Source organism: Cupriavidus necator (genome assembly GCF_016127575.1).
GTDB lineage: Bacteria > Pseudomonadota > Gammaproteobacteria > Burkholderiales > Burkholderiaceae > Cupriavidus > Cupriavidus necator_D.
In genome coordinates, this window is the sequence record NZ_CP066019.1 from 549434 (window position 1) to 562913 (window position 13480).

General features: G+C 66.0%; 14 protein-coding genes. 3 read left to right on the forward strand and 11 right to left on the reverse strand.

The window, feature by feature from the left end:
• Positions 1–323: 323 nt before the first annotated feature.
• Complete coding sequence (locus tag I6H87_RS21530; RefSeq protein ID WP_010810406.1) at positions 324–1289, forward strand: threo-3-hydroxy-L-aspartate ammonia-lyase; 966 nt, start codon at positions 324–326, stop codon at positions 1287–1289.
• 75 nt (positions 1290–1364) lie between these two features.
• Positions 1365–2594: an RtcB family protein gene (locus I6H87_RS21535; protein WP_011616675.1), complete on the forward strand. Its 1230-nt coding sequence runs from the start codon at positions 1365–1367 to the stop codon at positions 2592–2594.
• Positions 2595–2684: 90 nt separating this feature from the next.
• Here I6H87_RS21535 and I6H87_RS21540 read toward each other — a convergent pair whose 3' ends face one another.
• The 3 genes from I6H87_RS21540 to phnN all read right to left on the reverse strand — a co-directional run bounded on the left by I6H87_RS21540 (position 2685) and on the right by phnN (position 6762).
• Positions 2685–3410: a hypothetical protein gene (locus I6H87_RS21540; RefSeq protein ID WP_011616676.1), complete on the reverse strand. Its 726-nt coding sequence runs from the start codon at positions 3408–3410 to the stop codon at positions 2685–2687.
• Positions 3411–3920: 510 nt separating this feature from the next.
• Positions 3921–4913 carry a tripartite tricarboxylate transporter substrate binding protein gene (locus tag I6H87_RS21545; protein ID WP_010810403.1) on the reverse strand — a complete coding sequence of 331 codons (993 nt, stop codon included), beginning with the start codon at positions 4911–4913 and terminating at the stop codon, positions 3921–3923.
• 43 nt (positions 4914–4956) lie between these two features.
• The gene (gene phnN, locus I6H87_RS21550; RefSeq protein WP_011616677.1) at positions 4957–6762 is read right to left on the reverse strand and encodes a phosphonate metabolism protein/1,5-bisphosphokinase (PRPP-forming) PhnN; all 1806 of its coding nucleotides are present in this window, start codon (positions 6760–6762) and stop codon (positions 4957–4959) included.
• A gap of 354 nt (positions 6763–7116) precedes the next feature.
• On the opposite strand from phnN, the gene I6H87_RS21555 reads away from it, so the two are divergent.
• Positions 7117–7662: a MarR family winged helix-turn-helix transcriptional regulator gene (locus I6H87_RS21555; protein ID WP_010810401.1), complete on the forward strand. Its 546-nt coding sequence runs from the start codon at positions 7117–7119 to the stop codon at positions 7660–7662.
• 100 nt (positions 7663–7762) lie between these two features.
• Here I6H87_RS21555 and nadC read toward each other — a convergent pair whose 3' ends face one another.
• From nadC to fliL, 8 genes are all read right to left on the reverse strand, one after another.
• The gene (gene nadC / locus I6H87_RS21560) at positions 7763–8596 is read right to left on the reverse strand and encodes a carboxylating nicotinate-nucleotide diphosphorylase (protein WP_010810400.1); all 834 of its coding nucleotides are present in this window, start codon (positions 8594–8596) and stop codon (positions 7763–7765) included.
• A 123-nt stretch (positions 8597–8719) separates the two neighbouring features.
• Entirely contained in the window at positions 8720–9505 is a 786-nt protein-coding gene (fliR, locus tag I6H87_RS21565; RefSeq protein WP_011616678.1) for a flagellar biosynthetic protein FliR, read from the reverse strand.
• 47 nt (positions 9506–9552) lie between these two features.
• Positions 9553–9822, reverse strand: coding sequence for a flagellar biosynthesis protein FliQ (gene fliQ, locus I6H87_RS21570; RefSeq protein ID WP_010810398.1), 270 nt, complete (start codon positions 9820–9822; stop codon positions 9553–9555).
• Positions 9823–9862: 40 nt separating this feature from the next.
• Positions 9863–10582 (reverse strand): flagellar type III secretion system pore protein FliP, encoded by a 720-nt coding sequence (fliP, locus tag I6H87_RS21575; protein ID WP_136227900.1) that lies wholly within the window; start codon positions 10580–10582, stop codon positions 9863–9865.
• Positions 10583–10644: 62 nt separating this feature from the next.
• Positions 10645–11100: a flagellar biosynthetic protein FliO gene (gene fliO, locus I6H87_RS21580; protein ID WP_010810396.1), complete on the reverse strand. Its 456-nt coding sequence runs from the start codon at positions 11098–11100 to the stop codon at positions 10645–10647.
• Entirely contained in the window at positions 11097–11546 is a 450-nt protein-coding gene (fliN, locus tag I6H87_RS21585; protein WP_010810395.1) for a flagellar motor switch protein FliN, read from the reverse strand. The genes fliO and fliN overlap by 4 nt, the downstream gene beginning before the upstream one ends.
• A complete protein-coding gene (gene fliM, locus I6H87_RS21590; protein WP_010810394.1) occupies positions 11539–12558 on the reverse strand; it encodes a flagellar motor switch protein FliM in 1020 nt (339 codons plus the stop codon). Before fliM ends, fliN begins: the two co-directional genes overlap by 8 nt.
• Positions 12559–12617: 59 nt before the next feature.
• Positions 12618–13109 (reverse strand): flagellar basal body-associated protein FliL, encoded by a 492-nt coding sequence (gene fliL, locus I6H87_RS21595; RefSeq protein ID WP_011616679.1) that lies wholly within the window; start codon positions 13107–13109, stop codon positions 12618–12620.
• Positions 13110–13480 lie beyond the last annotated feature (371 nt).

Here is a 13480-nt window from a genome sequence, read left to right on the forward strand (position 1 = left end):
GGGCATGGGCTCCGTATGCTGCCATGTCCTGGCGACGCAGTCATCGCCGGGTCGAAGTGACCGTGCCTTGCTTGCAACATCCCCAGCGTTGACAGCCATTCCTCCTGCTGGCCACGCCATGCCCCTCTCTCGTAGGGATCAGTTCGGCGCGTCGCGTCGTTAGCCAGCGCAACAGGAGCACGGACCGGGGTGCCGATACGCTGGCCACGCAGCGGCGCGCGGCGCACAGGCGGGCCGCGGCATAGCGCCACGCCGGGCCGGCCTGGCTGCAAGGTGGCCCCGGGGCGGGTAAACTGGCCGGTCCCAGCCTCCTTGCCACCGCCATGACCGCCCTGCCTATCTCCTTCGACGACGTCGCCGCCGCACACGAACGCATCCGCGCGGCGGCTCACCGCACCCCGGTGCTGACCTCCGCCACCGCGAACGTGGCCACCGGCGCGCAGCTGTTCTTCAAGGCCGAGAACTTCCAGCGCATCGGCGCCTTCAAGTTCCGCGGCGCCTACAACGCCATCGCCCAGTTCACGCCGCAGCAGAAGGCGGGCGGCGTGCTGGCGTTCTCTTCCGGCAACCATGCGCAGGCGATCGCGCTGTCGGCCCGGTTGCTGGGCGTGCAGGCGGTGATCGTGATGCCGCAGGACGCCCCCGCGATCAAGATCGAAGCCACGCGCGGCTATGGCGCCGAAGTGGTGCTGTACGACCGCTACCAGGACGATCGCGAAGCGCTGGGCCGGCGCATCGCCGCCGAGCGCGGCATGACGCTGATCCCGCCGTATGACCATCCGCACGTGATGGCGGGGCAGGGCACGGCGGCCAAGGAGCTGTTCGAGGAAACCGGGCCGCTGGACATGCTGGTGGTGTGCCTCGGCGGTGGCGGGCTGCTGTCGGGCTGCGCGGTGGCGGCCCGGGCGATGTCGCCCGGCTGTGCCGTGTACGGCGTCGAACCCGAGGCCGGCAACGATGGCCAGCGCAGCCTGCGCAGCGGCGAGATCGTCCGCATCGACACCCCGCGCACCATTGCCGACGGCGCGCAGACGCCGTTCCTGGGCAACCACACCTTTGCCGTGATCCGCGAGCTGGTGACGGACATCGTCACGGTGTCGGATGCGGAACTGGTCGACACCATGAAGTTCTTCGCCGGGCGCATGAAGATCGTGGCTGAGCCCACCGGCTGCCTGGCCGCCGCCGCGGTGCTGCACGGCAAGCTGGATGTGAAGGGCAAGCGCGTGGGGATCATCATCTCGGGCGGTAATGTCGACCTGGGCGCCTTCGGCAGCTTCCTGCTGGGCTGAGTCGGGCGGCAGGGAATCCTGGACTGGCCCTGGCCGTCTAACCTGCAATCCGCGACGACAAAGCCAGGGGCGGCCATGACGGACAAGCGCCACTATGACGTGCTGGACACCGGCGCCGGCAAGCCGGTCAAGCTGTGGACGCGCGGCGTCCCGGTGGAAGGCGCTGCCCGCGAGCAACTGCTGAACACGGCGCGGATGCCGTTCATCTTCCGCCATGTTGCGGTGATGCCGGATGTACATCTGGGCAAGGGCTCGACCATCGGCTCGGTGATCCCGACCGTGGGCGCGGTGATTCCCGCCGCGGTGGGCGTGGATATCGGCTGCGGCATGATGGCCGTGAAGACCTCGCTCACCGCCGCTGACCTGCCCGACAACCTCGGGCCGCTGCGCAGCGCGATCGAGCACGCCGTTCCTCACGGTCGCACCGCGCAGGGCGGGCGGCGCGACCAGGGGGCCTGGGGCTCGGCGCCGGCGCCCGTTGACGCGGCATGGGCCGAAATGGCGCCGGGCTTTCGCCGCATCACCGACAAGTATCCGCACCTGGCGCGCACCAACCATCGCAATCACCTGGGCACGCTCGGCACCGGCAACCACTTTATCGAGGTGTGCCTGGACGAGGCCCAGTCAGTCTGGTTCATGCTGCACAGCGGCTCGCGCGGCGTCGGCAATGCCATCGGCACGACCTTCATTTCGCTGGCGCAGCAGGACATGCGCAAGCACCTCGCCAACCTGCCGGACCGCGACCTGGCCTACCTGGTCGAAGGCTCCACGCACTACGAGGACTACATCTTCGCCGTGTCATGGGCCCAGGCCTACGCGCGCCGCAACCGCGAGCTGATGATGGAGGCGGTGCTGGCCGCTGCGCAGCGCGTGCTGCGCAAGCCCTTCCAGGCGCAGCTGGAGGCGGTCAACTGCCACCACAACTACGTGCAGAAGGAGCATCACTTCGGCGCCGACGTGCTGGTAACGCGCAAGGGCGCGGTCAGTGCGCGCGTGGGCGAGCTGGGCATCATCCCGGGATCGATGGGCGCGCGCTCGTTCATCGTGCGCGGCAAGGGCAACCCGGAATCGTTCTGCTCATGCAGCCACGGCGCGGGGCGCACCATGAGCCGCAGCGAGGCCAAGCGCCGTTTCACCGTGGCCGACCAGGTGCATGCGACCGAGGGGGTCGAATGCCGCAAGGACGCCGCGGTGATCGACGAGATCCCGATGGCGTACAAGGACATCGACGCGGTGATGGCGGCGCAGGCTGACCTGGTGGAGATCGTGCACACGTTGCGGCAGGTGGTGTGCGTGAAAGGCTGAACGGCGGTTGCCCTCGCCGCCGAGCGGCCTCTGGCAGGGGCATCCGGCACTGAATCCGCCCTGCGCAGAGGCATTGCAGCCGGGGCCACTCTACTGGAAGATCAGCGTGCTCACCGGTTGTCCGTTTGCACCGAAGAAAGTGAACTTGGACGAGACAAAGCTGATGTTTCCGCTGGTGTCGATCCGGAACGTGGTTTCCTCCTCTCCGACCCGGGCATTGTTGTTATCGAACTCTGTGTTGAGGAATGTCACGAGGAGCGTGGTCCCAGAATCGGGTGCCACGGAAAAGGACTGGGTGAGCGAGCCCAGTTTCGCGGCTTGCGTGTTGTCCGAGAAAATCGTGGCGGTTGCCAGCGGGCCGGAGTCGCCAGCCTTTACAGTTGCCGGGAATGTGTAGTCGGCGAAAGCCGCATAACCATCCGCCCCCTGGTCGATAGCGACCACGGCAAAGGTTGCCGAGTTTCTGAAGATAAACCTGGCGCCCGAAAACGGCTCCGAGTTTCCGTTCGTGATGACTGTGCCTGTGACGGTTTCGGTGGTCTTCAGGACAACGGCGCTGTTCAGCGTGGCGGAATCGGCTGGCGCCGCGTTGAGCGTTCCTGAGCCTGAAACTGGCTTATTCTCGACTGAACCGGAGATGGAAAAATTCGCGGTTATGCCGTTGGCCGCCAGCGCCGCCATGGCGGTGGTGAGCGGCACTGTCAGAGTTTGCGCCGGCGGACTCGCTGCCTCGCTGCTGCCGCCGTCATCTCCGCCGCCGCCACAGCTGCCAAGTAAGAACGAAAATGCGAACAAAAATAAGAATCTCTTGGGCATCGCCGGCTCCTGACGGAAGTGCCCCGGATTCGAAATCTTTGTAAGGCGCGCCGCGGCAGGAAAGGAAGGCTCTGGCGTAAATCGCAGGCTTCTCGTTCCTGCCGATCCTCAAAATGCCAGGCTGCCGGGAAGGCTTGGCTTACGATGGCGTCGCGAAAATTCTCGCGCAACAAATATGCCATCCATGCCATCGCGTTTGATTCTTCTACGTTTTTTCAAGCGTGTATATTCGGCAAACATGCGAAACAACAAGATCGGTTCCGTTTTTGATACGCGCCGTCATCGGCGCCCCATCGCTGCAGGTGAACCTTGATGATGTCGGCGACGGTCGGATTCTGATCCGGCCTGATGGCCAGTTGGCATGCGCCCCCCCGGTGCCACCGGATTGTCGCGGCCATCCCGCAGGCACGAACGCGCTCTCACGGGGCTGGCTTGCGCCCGCGTGGCAACGATGTACTACGGGAAGTCGGGGGATCCGTCTGCTGTGGCCTGGCCGGTGCCCCAGCCGGGTCAGTCGACGAGCAGATTTATCTTCGTCGTGAATTTCTGCCAGCGATCGATGTCGGCGCTCACCAGCTTCTGGAATTCAGCGGGCGTGCTTGTCGTCGTGGCAAAGCCGAGCTGCGTCAGCGATGCCTTGACCTCGGGCCTGGCGATGGCCCTGGCGATTTCCGTGTTGAGCCTTTGCACGATCTCGGGCGGCGTATTTGCGGGGGCGAGGATGCCGAACCACTGGTCGACGTCATAGCCGGCCACGCCAAGCTCGCTCACGGTGGGTACGTCGGGCAGGAACGGCGAGCGTGCCTTCGACGTGACGGCCAGCGCGCGCAGCTTGTTGCTTTTCAGGTAGGGGATGGTGTTGGTCAGCGTGTTGACGCTGACATCGGCCTGGTTGCCGAGCACGTCGGCGATGGCGGGGGCGCAACCCTTGTACGGCACGTGCAGCATGTCCATCCTTGCCGAGACCTTGAGCAGTTCGCCGGCCAGATGCTGCGGGGTGCCGTTGCCGCACGACGCATAGCTGGGGGGTGATGGGCTCTTGCCCGCCGCCAGCAGGTCGCTGAAGGTGCGGAGTTTCGAGTGCGATGGCACGGCGATCACCGATGGCACCGAAGCGAAGGTGATGACGGCGCTGAAATCGGACTTGGGATTGAACTGCAGCTTCTTGAAGACGCTCGGGTTGATGGCAAAGCTGCTGTTGACAATGAGCAGCGTATAGCCGTCGGCAGGACTCTTGGCGACGAACTCGGCGCCAATATTGCCGCTGGCGCCGGGCCGGTTGTCGATCACCACCGGCTGCCCCAGCGACTTGCTGATGTCGGCCCCGATCAGGCGCGCGAGAGAATCGGTCCCCCCTCCGGCCGGGAACGTCACCACCATGCGGATCGGCTTTTGCGGGAAGGTACTGGCGATATTGGCTTCGGCGCGCCCGGGCAGGGTGCCCAGGCTGCCTGCGACAAACAGGAGCGATGCCAGACTGCTGACGACGGATAGGGGTCTCATTGATATGCCTCGTCGGTTAGGGTGAAGGAAGCGGGAAAGCCGGTCAATCGGGGTCTATACGCACCGCCTGGCAGCACTCGCCGCCGGCGCGCACCAGTGCTGCAGCCGCCTCTAGCGCTTCAGCGGAGTCCGAGTGGATACGGTAGAGCGGTTGCCCTGGCGCCACCTTTGCACCGATCGCGCACAGCATGTCGACCCCGGCACCGCCATCGCGCGGCGCGCCGGCGGCGCGCGCCACGCCGGAAATCTGCAGGCCATCGACGCCCGCCACCCGGCCCCGCGTGGTGGCGGGAACGACCAGCGTATGCGTACCCGGCGCCACTGGATCGCAGCGGACGCCCTGCGCGGCGGCGATGCGATCGAACGCGGCCCTGGCCTTGCCTTCATGCAGCAGCGCCGCCGCAATTTGCATGCCGTGTTCGGGGGAGTCCACGCGGGGATCGAATGCGATGATTTCGCCGGCAAAGCGCAGGGCCTTGTCGCGCAGGTCGGCGGGCGCATCGGGAGCGTTGTCGAGCACGAGTCGGACGTCGCGCACTTCCAGTGCGGGGCCGATGCCGCGGCCGATCGGGCCGCTGCCGTCCGTGACCAGTGCGCGTACGTGCAGGCCCAGTCCCTTGCCGACGTGTTCGAACAGCGCGCCCAGCGCCTCGGCGTCGGCGCGTGTTGCCAGCTTGGTTTGCGGCCCGTAGGGCAGGTCGACAATGACGTGGGTGGCGCCGGCGGTGTACTTTTTCGACAGGATCGACGCCACCGACCAGCGCCGCGAATCGAGCCGCAGCGGTCGCGTGATGGCGTTCATCACATCGTCGACCACGGAATGGTTCAGCCGTCCGTTCCAGGCGATGCAGGCGCGTGCCTGGGCCACGCATCGGCGCACGTCTTCATGCGCCAGGTCGACCCGTGCGATGGTCTCCATGGCATCGGCGGTGCCGGCGGCAGAGGTGATCGCGCGTGACGATGTCTTGGGCATCGCCAGCCCGTAGGCCGCGACGATCGGCACCACGATCAGCGTGATGCGGCTGCCGGGAACGCCGCCCATCGAATGCTTGTCGACGACTACCGGTTCGTCCCAGTCGATGCGGGGTGTGAAGGCGGTACGCGCGCGCGCCAGAGCCACCACTTCCTCGTCCGTGAGCGTGCGGGTTGCGGCAACCAGGAACTCGGTCAGCTCGGCCTCGGTGTAGCGCCCGGCGATGGCGTCCTGCAGCACGGCAACGTAGGCCGCTTCGTCGAGCGGCTCGCCGCGCAGCTTGGCCATAAGGTTGGTGCGGCTGGCCGGCCGTTCGGCGGCGGATGTCCTGGTGCCGGTGCGCAAGGCTTCGACAAAGCGTGCCGTGCCTGCTTCCAGCGTGCTGTGGTTCGACACCGTGATACACGGGACGTGTGGCGGCACCGGAGCTCCCGCGCGTGCCACGCGGCTGGCAACCTGGTCGCCCGATTCCCGCCCGCGTGCGGCAATGCGCCGGGCAAGCACGTCATGCGGTGCCGTTACCAGGACCACCACGAAACGGGGCAAGCGCGCCGCGAGTTCCGCGATGACGCCGCGCGAGCCATTGGCCACGACGTTGCGGCCGCGTTCGAGCTCGCACATCAGGGACTTGGGCAATCCGTAGCGCAGGTCGTGCGCGTCCCAGGTCACCAGGAACTCTCCGCTTCGCTGGCGCCGCGCGAACTCGGCCTCCGTGACACCTTCGTGCTCTTCGCCAGCAGACCCGTCGGGACGCGTGATGACGCGCCGCGCAAAAACGTAGTCGCCGTCGAGCGCGGCACGTGCACCGTCGATCAGGGAGTCCTTGCCAGCGCCACTGGGCCCCACAACAAAGAAGAATGTGCCGGTCGCCTTCATGAGTATTACCTTAGATGTCGAAGTTATGTGGCTATGCTAGCACCGGCCAGGGGGGTGTCAAGATAAGTTCGATGTCTAAGGTAATGCAAACAACGGGCCAGCGCCCGCAAATCCAGTGTGTACGCGGGATTCGCGGACTTGTAGGGGAAAACACGGGGATACGGGTGCGCAGTGACGGTGCCTCATGCATGGGTTGCGGGCATCGTGCACTGATGGAGTGAACGCTACATGGAGAGGCATGGCCGATGAAGCGGTGATGTCGGCGTGCGAGCGCCGGAGGCGCTATCATGTGCGCTGTCGCTGGCACCGGGCCGTCCGCTGCCGCATGCATACGCTCTACTTTCCCTCACGACTATGGCCACAAAGAAACCGGATGCTCCGGTCCCGATCACGCCTGCGGATGAAGCCGATGAAGAACGGCTTGCCCACCTGGTGAAGGATGCCGCCCGGGCCTACATCCGGGCGCTGCAGCTGCGGCTGGCGGAACATTCGGTTTCGTATGGCCACTGGACCATCCTGCGTATCCTGTGGCGCCATGACGGCGTGTCGCAGCGAGAGCTGAGCGAACGCGCCGGGGTGACCGAGCCGACGACGTTTGCGGCAGTCAAGGCGCTGGAGGCGCTGGGCTACGTGGAACGCACGCATCTTCCTGGCAACAGGAAGAAGGTGCATGTGTTCCTGAGCAAGACCGGACGCGGGCTGCGCCGCAAGCTTGAACCGCTGGCGACCGAGGTGAATGAACTCAGCGTGGCAGGGCTGAGCGAAGAAGACGTGCTGACCACGCGCCGCGTGCTGATCACGATTGCGAAGCGGCTGGTCGCCGACGAAGCCGCGTCGGCGGAACATGGCCGGCGGGTCCCGTCCACCCAGGAGGTAGGGCGCCTGCTCTCGGACCTGTAGACGACCCGCAACGGAAAAGACCCTCGCCGGGCGAGACGGCAAGGGTGAATGCCTTGGGTAGAAGGCGTGAATCGGTCAGGGGGCCTGAGCCCCGCGGGTGTCAGGCTTCGTCGAGCCCGATGTCCACGGCAGGGGCCGACTGGGTGATCTTGCTCGTGGAGATGTAGTCCACGCCCGTTTCCGCCACGGCCCGGATCGTTTCCAGGCGGATGCCGCCTGACGCCTCGACTTTGGTCCGGCCATTGACGATCTGCACGGCTTCCTTCATGTCGGGCACCGACATGTTGTCCAGCATGATCACGTCGACACCGGTTGCCAGTGCTTCGTGCACCTGTTCCAGCCGGTCGCATTCCACTTCCAGCTTGGTCAGCACGGGCAGCTTGCGGCGCACGCGTGCCACGGCGGCAGCGATGCTGCCGCACACGGCGATGTGGTTGTCCTTGATCATCACGCCGTTGTCCAGGCTCAGCCGGTGGTTCAGGCCGCCGCCGCAGGTCACCGCATGCTTTTCCAGCGCGCGCAGGCCCGGCGTGGTCTTGCGGCTGTCGATCAGGCGCGCCTTGGTATGGGCAATGGCCTGGGCATAGGTTGCCGTATGGTTGGCGATGCCGCACAGACGCTGCATGATGTTCAGCGCGGTGCGCTCGGCCGTCAGGACGCTGCGTGCATTGCCGCTCACGTTAAGCAGCACCGCGCCTTTTTCAACCTTGTCGCCGTCGGCGACGCGCACATCGACCGACAGCGTCGGATCGTAGCGCGCGAAGATGCGTGCCGCCACGTCGATGCCGGCGATAAGCATCGGCTCGCGGGCGTTCATGCAGAAGGTGCCGGTCTCTCCCGGTTCAATCATGGTCTGGACGGTCAAGTCGCAGATGCCGATGTCTTCGGTCAGCCAGAGGTCGATCAGCTTGTCGGTGGCGAAAATGTCGTACATGAAGGGCTCCTGAACGGTGGTTGCGGTACCTCATAAATCTTAGAGATCGAAGTACATGGCGCAATACTAGCCCTTTCAGGCGCCATGTCAAGTAATATTCGAGATCTAAGATAAAGCGCAAACCTACCGCGCAAACTGCCCCAGCACCGTCCCGACCGCCTCCAGCCCCGCCCCGATCATATGCTGCATGTAGGTGCCCATCTGCGGCATTACCAGCATCAGCACCAGCAGGCCGCCGGACAGCGTGACCGGGAAGCCGACCGCAAAGATCGACAGTTGCGGCGAGGCGCGGTTGAGGATGCCCATCGCCAGGTTCAGCGTCAGCAGCGCCGCGATCATCGGCAGCGCCAGCAGCAGCCCGGACGAGAACACCATGCCGCCGGCGCGGGCCACGGCCATGGCGCCGCCGGCGGACAGCGGCGTGCCGCCGATGGGCAGGCCGCTGAAGCTGTCGACCAGCGCGCCCAGCATCAGCAGGTGGCCGTCCAGCGCCAGGAACAGCAGCATCGCGATCAGGTTCAGGAAGCGCGACAGCACCATGGTCTGGCCGCCGGCGGCGCGGTCGAAGAACGAGGCAAAGGACAGGCCCATCTGCAGGCCGATGATTTCGCCGGCCTGCTGCACGGTGGCAAAGACCAGCCGCATGGCAAAGCCCGTGGCCAGGCCGATGCCGACTTCGTTGAGGATGATCATCAGCCCGCCGAAGGAGTACACCGGCACCACCGGCAGCTGCGCGATGGTGGGCGACACCACCACCGCGACCATCGCGGACAGCGCGATCTTGGCGCGGCGCGGGATGGTGGACTCACCGAACAGCGGCGCGGTGCCGATCAGGGCCAGGATGCGGAAGAAAGGCCACAGGAACGCCGCGAGCCAGCTGTAGAGCTGGGCTGAGGTGAATTCGACCACGGCGGGGAGTCAGGGGGCGGGAGGGCGGCGGCGGGGGCTGGCCAGCGTCAGTGCGCCAGCGCGGGAATGCTCTGGAACACCTCGCGCATGTAGTCGACCATGGAATTGATCATCCACGGCCCCGCCAGCACCATGGTGGCGAACAGCGCGATCAGCTTGGGGATGAAGCTCAGCGTCATCTCGTTGATCTGCGTCGCGGCCTGGAACAGGCTCACCACCAGGCCGGCGGCCAGCGCCACCAGCAGCAGCGGGGCGGCCAGCAGCAGGGTCATCTTCATCGCCTGGGTGGCGATGGTCATTACGGTCTCGGGTGTCATGGCTCGGACTCTGCGGTGGGTGGCGGGCGTTGGGGCCGTGTCAGTTCATGAAGCTCTGCGCCAGCGAACCGAGCAGCAGCTGCCAGCCGTCGACCAGCACGAACAGCATCAGCTTGAACGGCAGCGAGATGGTGGCCGGCGGCACCATCATCATCCCCATCGCCATCAGCACGCTGGCGACGACCAGGTCGATGATCAGGAACGGGATGAAGATGGTGAAGCCGATCTGGAACGCGGTCTTCAACTCGCTGGTGACGAAGGCCGGCACCAGGATGCTGAGCGGCACTTCCTCGGGGCCCTGCATCTCAGGCGCCTTGGCCATCTGCGCGAACATGGCCAGGTCTTTCTCGCGGGTCTGGCGCAGCATGAAGGCCTTGAGCGGCTCCGCGGCCTTGGCCGCGGCGGCTTCCAGGCTGATCTTGTTTTCCGACAGCGGCTTGTAGGCGTCGTTGTAGACACGGTCGAACACCGGTGCCATCACGAAGAAGGTCAGGAACAGCGACAGGCCCACCAGCACCTGGTTGGGCGGCGAGGTGGCGGTGCCCAGTGCGCTGCGCAGCAGGCCCAGCACGATGATGATGCGGGTGAAGCCGGTCATCAGCAGCATCGCCGCAGGCAGGAACGACAGCGAGGTCAGCAGCACCAGCGTCTGTACCGGCAGCGACCAGATCTGGCCGCCGCCCGGGGCGGGCTTGCTGATGACGCCGGGCAGTGCCTGGGCCCAGGCCGGCGCGGGCGCCAGCGCGGCAATGGCCAGCATCAGCGCGAGCAGGGACAGCAGCGGGCCCGGCAGCGGGCGCCGCAGCGCGGCACGCGGGGAATTCATGACTTGAAGTGATTTTGCATCGAACGCAGCAGCTTTTCGGCAAAGGTGCCGCCACCCGGCTGTTGCGAAGGGCCTGCACCGCCGGTGGCGGCGAGGGGATTGGCTGCGGTGGTGCCCGCAGGCAGGGTATGCAGTGGCCGGATTTCGCCGGGGCTCACGCCCAGCACCAGCCAGGTATCGCCCACTTCCACCAGCACCAGGCGCTGGCGTGCGCCGAGCATGGTGCTGCCGACCACCTTCATCGCGCCGCCGGTGGCCTGACGGACCAGGCCGGCACGCCGGGCCACCCAGGCCATGCCCAGGATCAGCGCGACGATGGCGAACAGCCCCAGCCCGGCCTGCGCCAGGCTGGCCGCGCCGCTGATGGCGGGCGCGTGCGTGCCGTCGGCGGCCATGGCGGCCCCCGGCAGCGCCGCAAGCACGGCCAGGCTGGCGCGCGTGTGCATGATCATTTGTTCAGCTTCCGGATGCGTTCGGACGGCGTGATGATGTCCGTCAGGCGGATGCCGAACTTGTCGTTCACCACCACTACCTCGCCCTGCGCGATCAGGTAGCCGTTGACCAGCACGTCCATCGGTTCGCCGGCCAGGCCGTCCAGCTCCACCACCGAGCCCTGCGCCAGCTGCAGCAGGTTCTTGATGGGCACCTTGGTGCGGCCCAGTTCCACGGTCAGCTGCACCGGGATATCGAGAATCATCTCGATATCGTTGCGGAAGCCGCTCGGCGCTTCCTTCGCCAGCGGCTGGAACACGGTGGCGGCGGCCGGAGTGGCCGCGGGTTGGGCCGCCGGTGCGGCAGCTGCGGGGATCCCGGCGGATGTGGCGCTGGTCTGCTCGGCCAGCGCGCTGGCCCAGTCGTCCATCGGATCGACGGGCTTGTCCTCGATGCCGTCACTCATAATCGCTGTCCTCGGTGTCCAGGTGGGAATCGCCGTCCTGGTGATTGATCATTCGTTCTACCCGCAGCGCGTACTGGCCGTTCATCGTGCCGAAGCCGCATTGCATGACGGGCACGCCGTCCACCTTGCCGAACACCTTCTCCGGCAGCTCGATCGGCAGCACGTCGCCGGCGCGCATCGCCAGCACTTCGGCCACGGTGCTCTGCAGGTGCGCGAACTCGGCCACCAGCTCCACCTCGGCCGCGCGCAGCTGCGTGGACAGTTGCGTGACCCAGCCCTTGTCGACTTCCTTCTCGTCCTGCAGCGGATTCATCAGCAGGTCCTTGAGCGGCTCGATCATCGCGTACGGCAGGCACACGTGGAGCTGCCCGCCGACGGCGCCCAGTTCGATATGGAAGGCGGTGGTCACCACGGCCTCGTTGTGGGTGGCGACGTTGGCAAACTTGGGGTGCATCTCCGAGCGGATGTACTCGGTCTCGATCGGGTGCACGGTGCGCCAGGCGTTGCCGTAGCTGGCCAGCGTCAGCTCCAGCATGCGCTGGATGATGCGCTGCTCGGTCTGGGTGAAGTCGCGGCCTTCCACGCGGGTGTGGAAGCGGCCGTCGCCGCCGAACAGGTTGTCCACCACCAGAAACACCAGGTTCGGGTCGTAGACGAACAGCGCCGTGCCGCGCAGCGGCTTCAGGTGGACCAGGTTCAGGTTGGTCGGCATCGGCAGGTTGCGCGCGAAGTCGCCGAATTTCTCGATCCTGATGCTGCCCACGGTGATGTCCGCGCCGCGGCGGATGAAATTGAACAGCGCCGTGCGCATCGAGCGCGCAAAGCGCTCGTTGATGATTTCCAGCGTGTGCAGGCGGCCGCGGATGATGCGCTCCTGCGTGGCCAGGTTGTAGGGGCGCACACCGCCCTCGTCGAGCGCAGGCTCGCTGGCCTTGGGCGTATCGGCTTCGCCGGATACGCCCTTGAGCAGCTCGTCGACCTCGTCTTGCGAGAGGAACTTGTCGTAGGCCATCTAGTGTCCTGCCCCTTGTGCGGCGTTATGGATGAATCCGGTGCGGCCCTGGCTTGCGCTTACTGCACCACGAAAGAGGTGAAGAGCACGTCCAGCACCCGCTGCGCCGGCAGGCCGCTGGCAAACGGCTTGCTGATGGTGTCGCGGATGTCGTCGGCCAGCTTGCGCTTGCCTTCGACGGTGGCCAGGTCGGCCGGCTGCCTGGCCGACAGCAGCAGCAGGATGCGGCTGCGTGCCTCGGGCAGGTACTGGGCCAGGCGAGCCTGGGTCTCGGCATCGGCCACCTTCAGTGACAGGCCGGTGTGCAGGAAGCGGTCGCCGTCGTCGCTGCGCAGGTTGACGGTGAACGCGTCCAGCGGCACGAAGATCGGCGGCGGCACGACCGGGGCGGCAGGCGCGGCGGGCGCCGCCGGCTGGCGGTTGCTCAGCACGCTGCCCAGCACGAAGCCTCCGGCGCCCAGTGCCACCACCAGCACGCCGGCGCCGATCAGCAGCAGCCGGCCGCGCTTGCCTGTGTTGCCAGTCCGGGGAGGGGAAGCCGTGTTCGCCATGAGAAGCCTGTATCGGAATGCCTGCCATTCTTCCGGAATCGCAGGCCAGCAAAGGGCCGAAAAAAAGGGGGAAACCCTTTCAGCTTGGCCATTTGAGCGGAAAGGGAGCAGGCACGGCTACGCGAGCGGGCGCCGTTTGTTGCGCGCCTGCAGGCTGGTTAACGCTTGATGTCGTGTGAACTTGAGTGCCGGTGCAAGCTGCCGCGATTCCTGGCCGGGCCGCCGGGCAGGGGCGCGGTAGCGCCGCCATGCATTCCCTACTACGCCAGTCGGGTAGTGATTCATGTGGGTTTGCACGTCATCCAATCTCCAATACGTTGATTTGCATGATGTTTTTTGTCTTCACTCTTATATAAGATATAAGACATTTG

Coding starts and splice junctions, on each gene's coding strand:
- I6H87_RS21530 (WP_010810406.1), top strand. CDS start 324: ATGACCGCCCTGCCTATCTCCTTCGACGACGTCGCCGCCGCACACGAA.
- I6H87_RS21535 (WP_011616675.1), top strand. CDS start 1,365: ATGACGGACAAGCGCCACTATGACGTGCTGGACACCGGCGCCGGCAAG.
- I6H87_RS21540 (WP_011616676.1), bottom strand. CDS start 3,410: ATGCCCAAGAGATTCTTATTTTTGTTCGCATTTTCGTTCTTACTTGGC.
- I6H87_RS21545 (WP_010810403.1), bottom strand. CDS start 4,913: ATGAGACCCCTATCCGTCGTCAGCAGTCTGGCATCGCTCCTGTTTGTC.
- phnN (WP_011616677.1), bottom strand. CDS start 6,762: ATGAAGGCGACCGGCACATTCTTCTTTGTTGTGGGGCCCAGTGGCGCT.
- I6H87_RS21555 (WP_010810401.1), top strand. CDS start 7,117: ATGGCCACAAAGAAACCGGATGCTCCGGTCCCGATCACGCCTGCGGAT.
- nadC (WP_010810400.1), bottom strand. CDS start 8,596: ATGTACGACATTTTCGCCACCGACAAGCTGATCGACCTCTGGCTGACC.
- fliQ (WP_010810398.1), bottom strand. CDS start 9,822: ATGACACCCGAGACCGTAATGACCATCGCCACCCAGGCGATGAAGATG.
- fliP (WP_136227900.1), bottom strand. CDS start 10,582: ATGCTGGCCATTGCCGCGCTGGCGCCCGCGCCGGCCTGGGCCCAGGCA.
- fliO (WP_010810396.1), bottom strand. CDS start 11,100: ATGATCATGCACACGCGCGCCAGCCTGGCCGTGCTTGCGGCGCTGCCG.
- fliN (WP_010810395.1), bottom strand. CDS start 11,546: ATGAGTGACGGCATCGAGGACAAGCCCGTCGATCCGATGGACGACTGG.
- fliM (WP_010810394.1), bottom strand. CDS start 12,558: ATGGCCTACGACAAGTTCCTCTCGCAAGACGAGGTCGACGAGCTGCTC.
- fliL (WP_011616679.1), bottom strand. CDS start 13,109: ATGGCGAACACGGCTTCCCCTCCCCGGACTGGCAACACAGGCAAGCGC.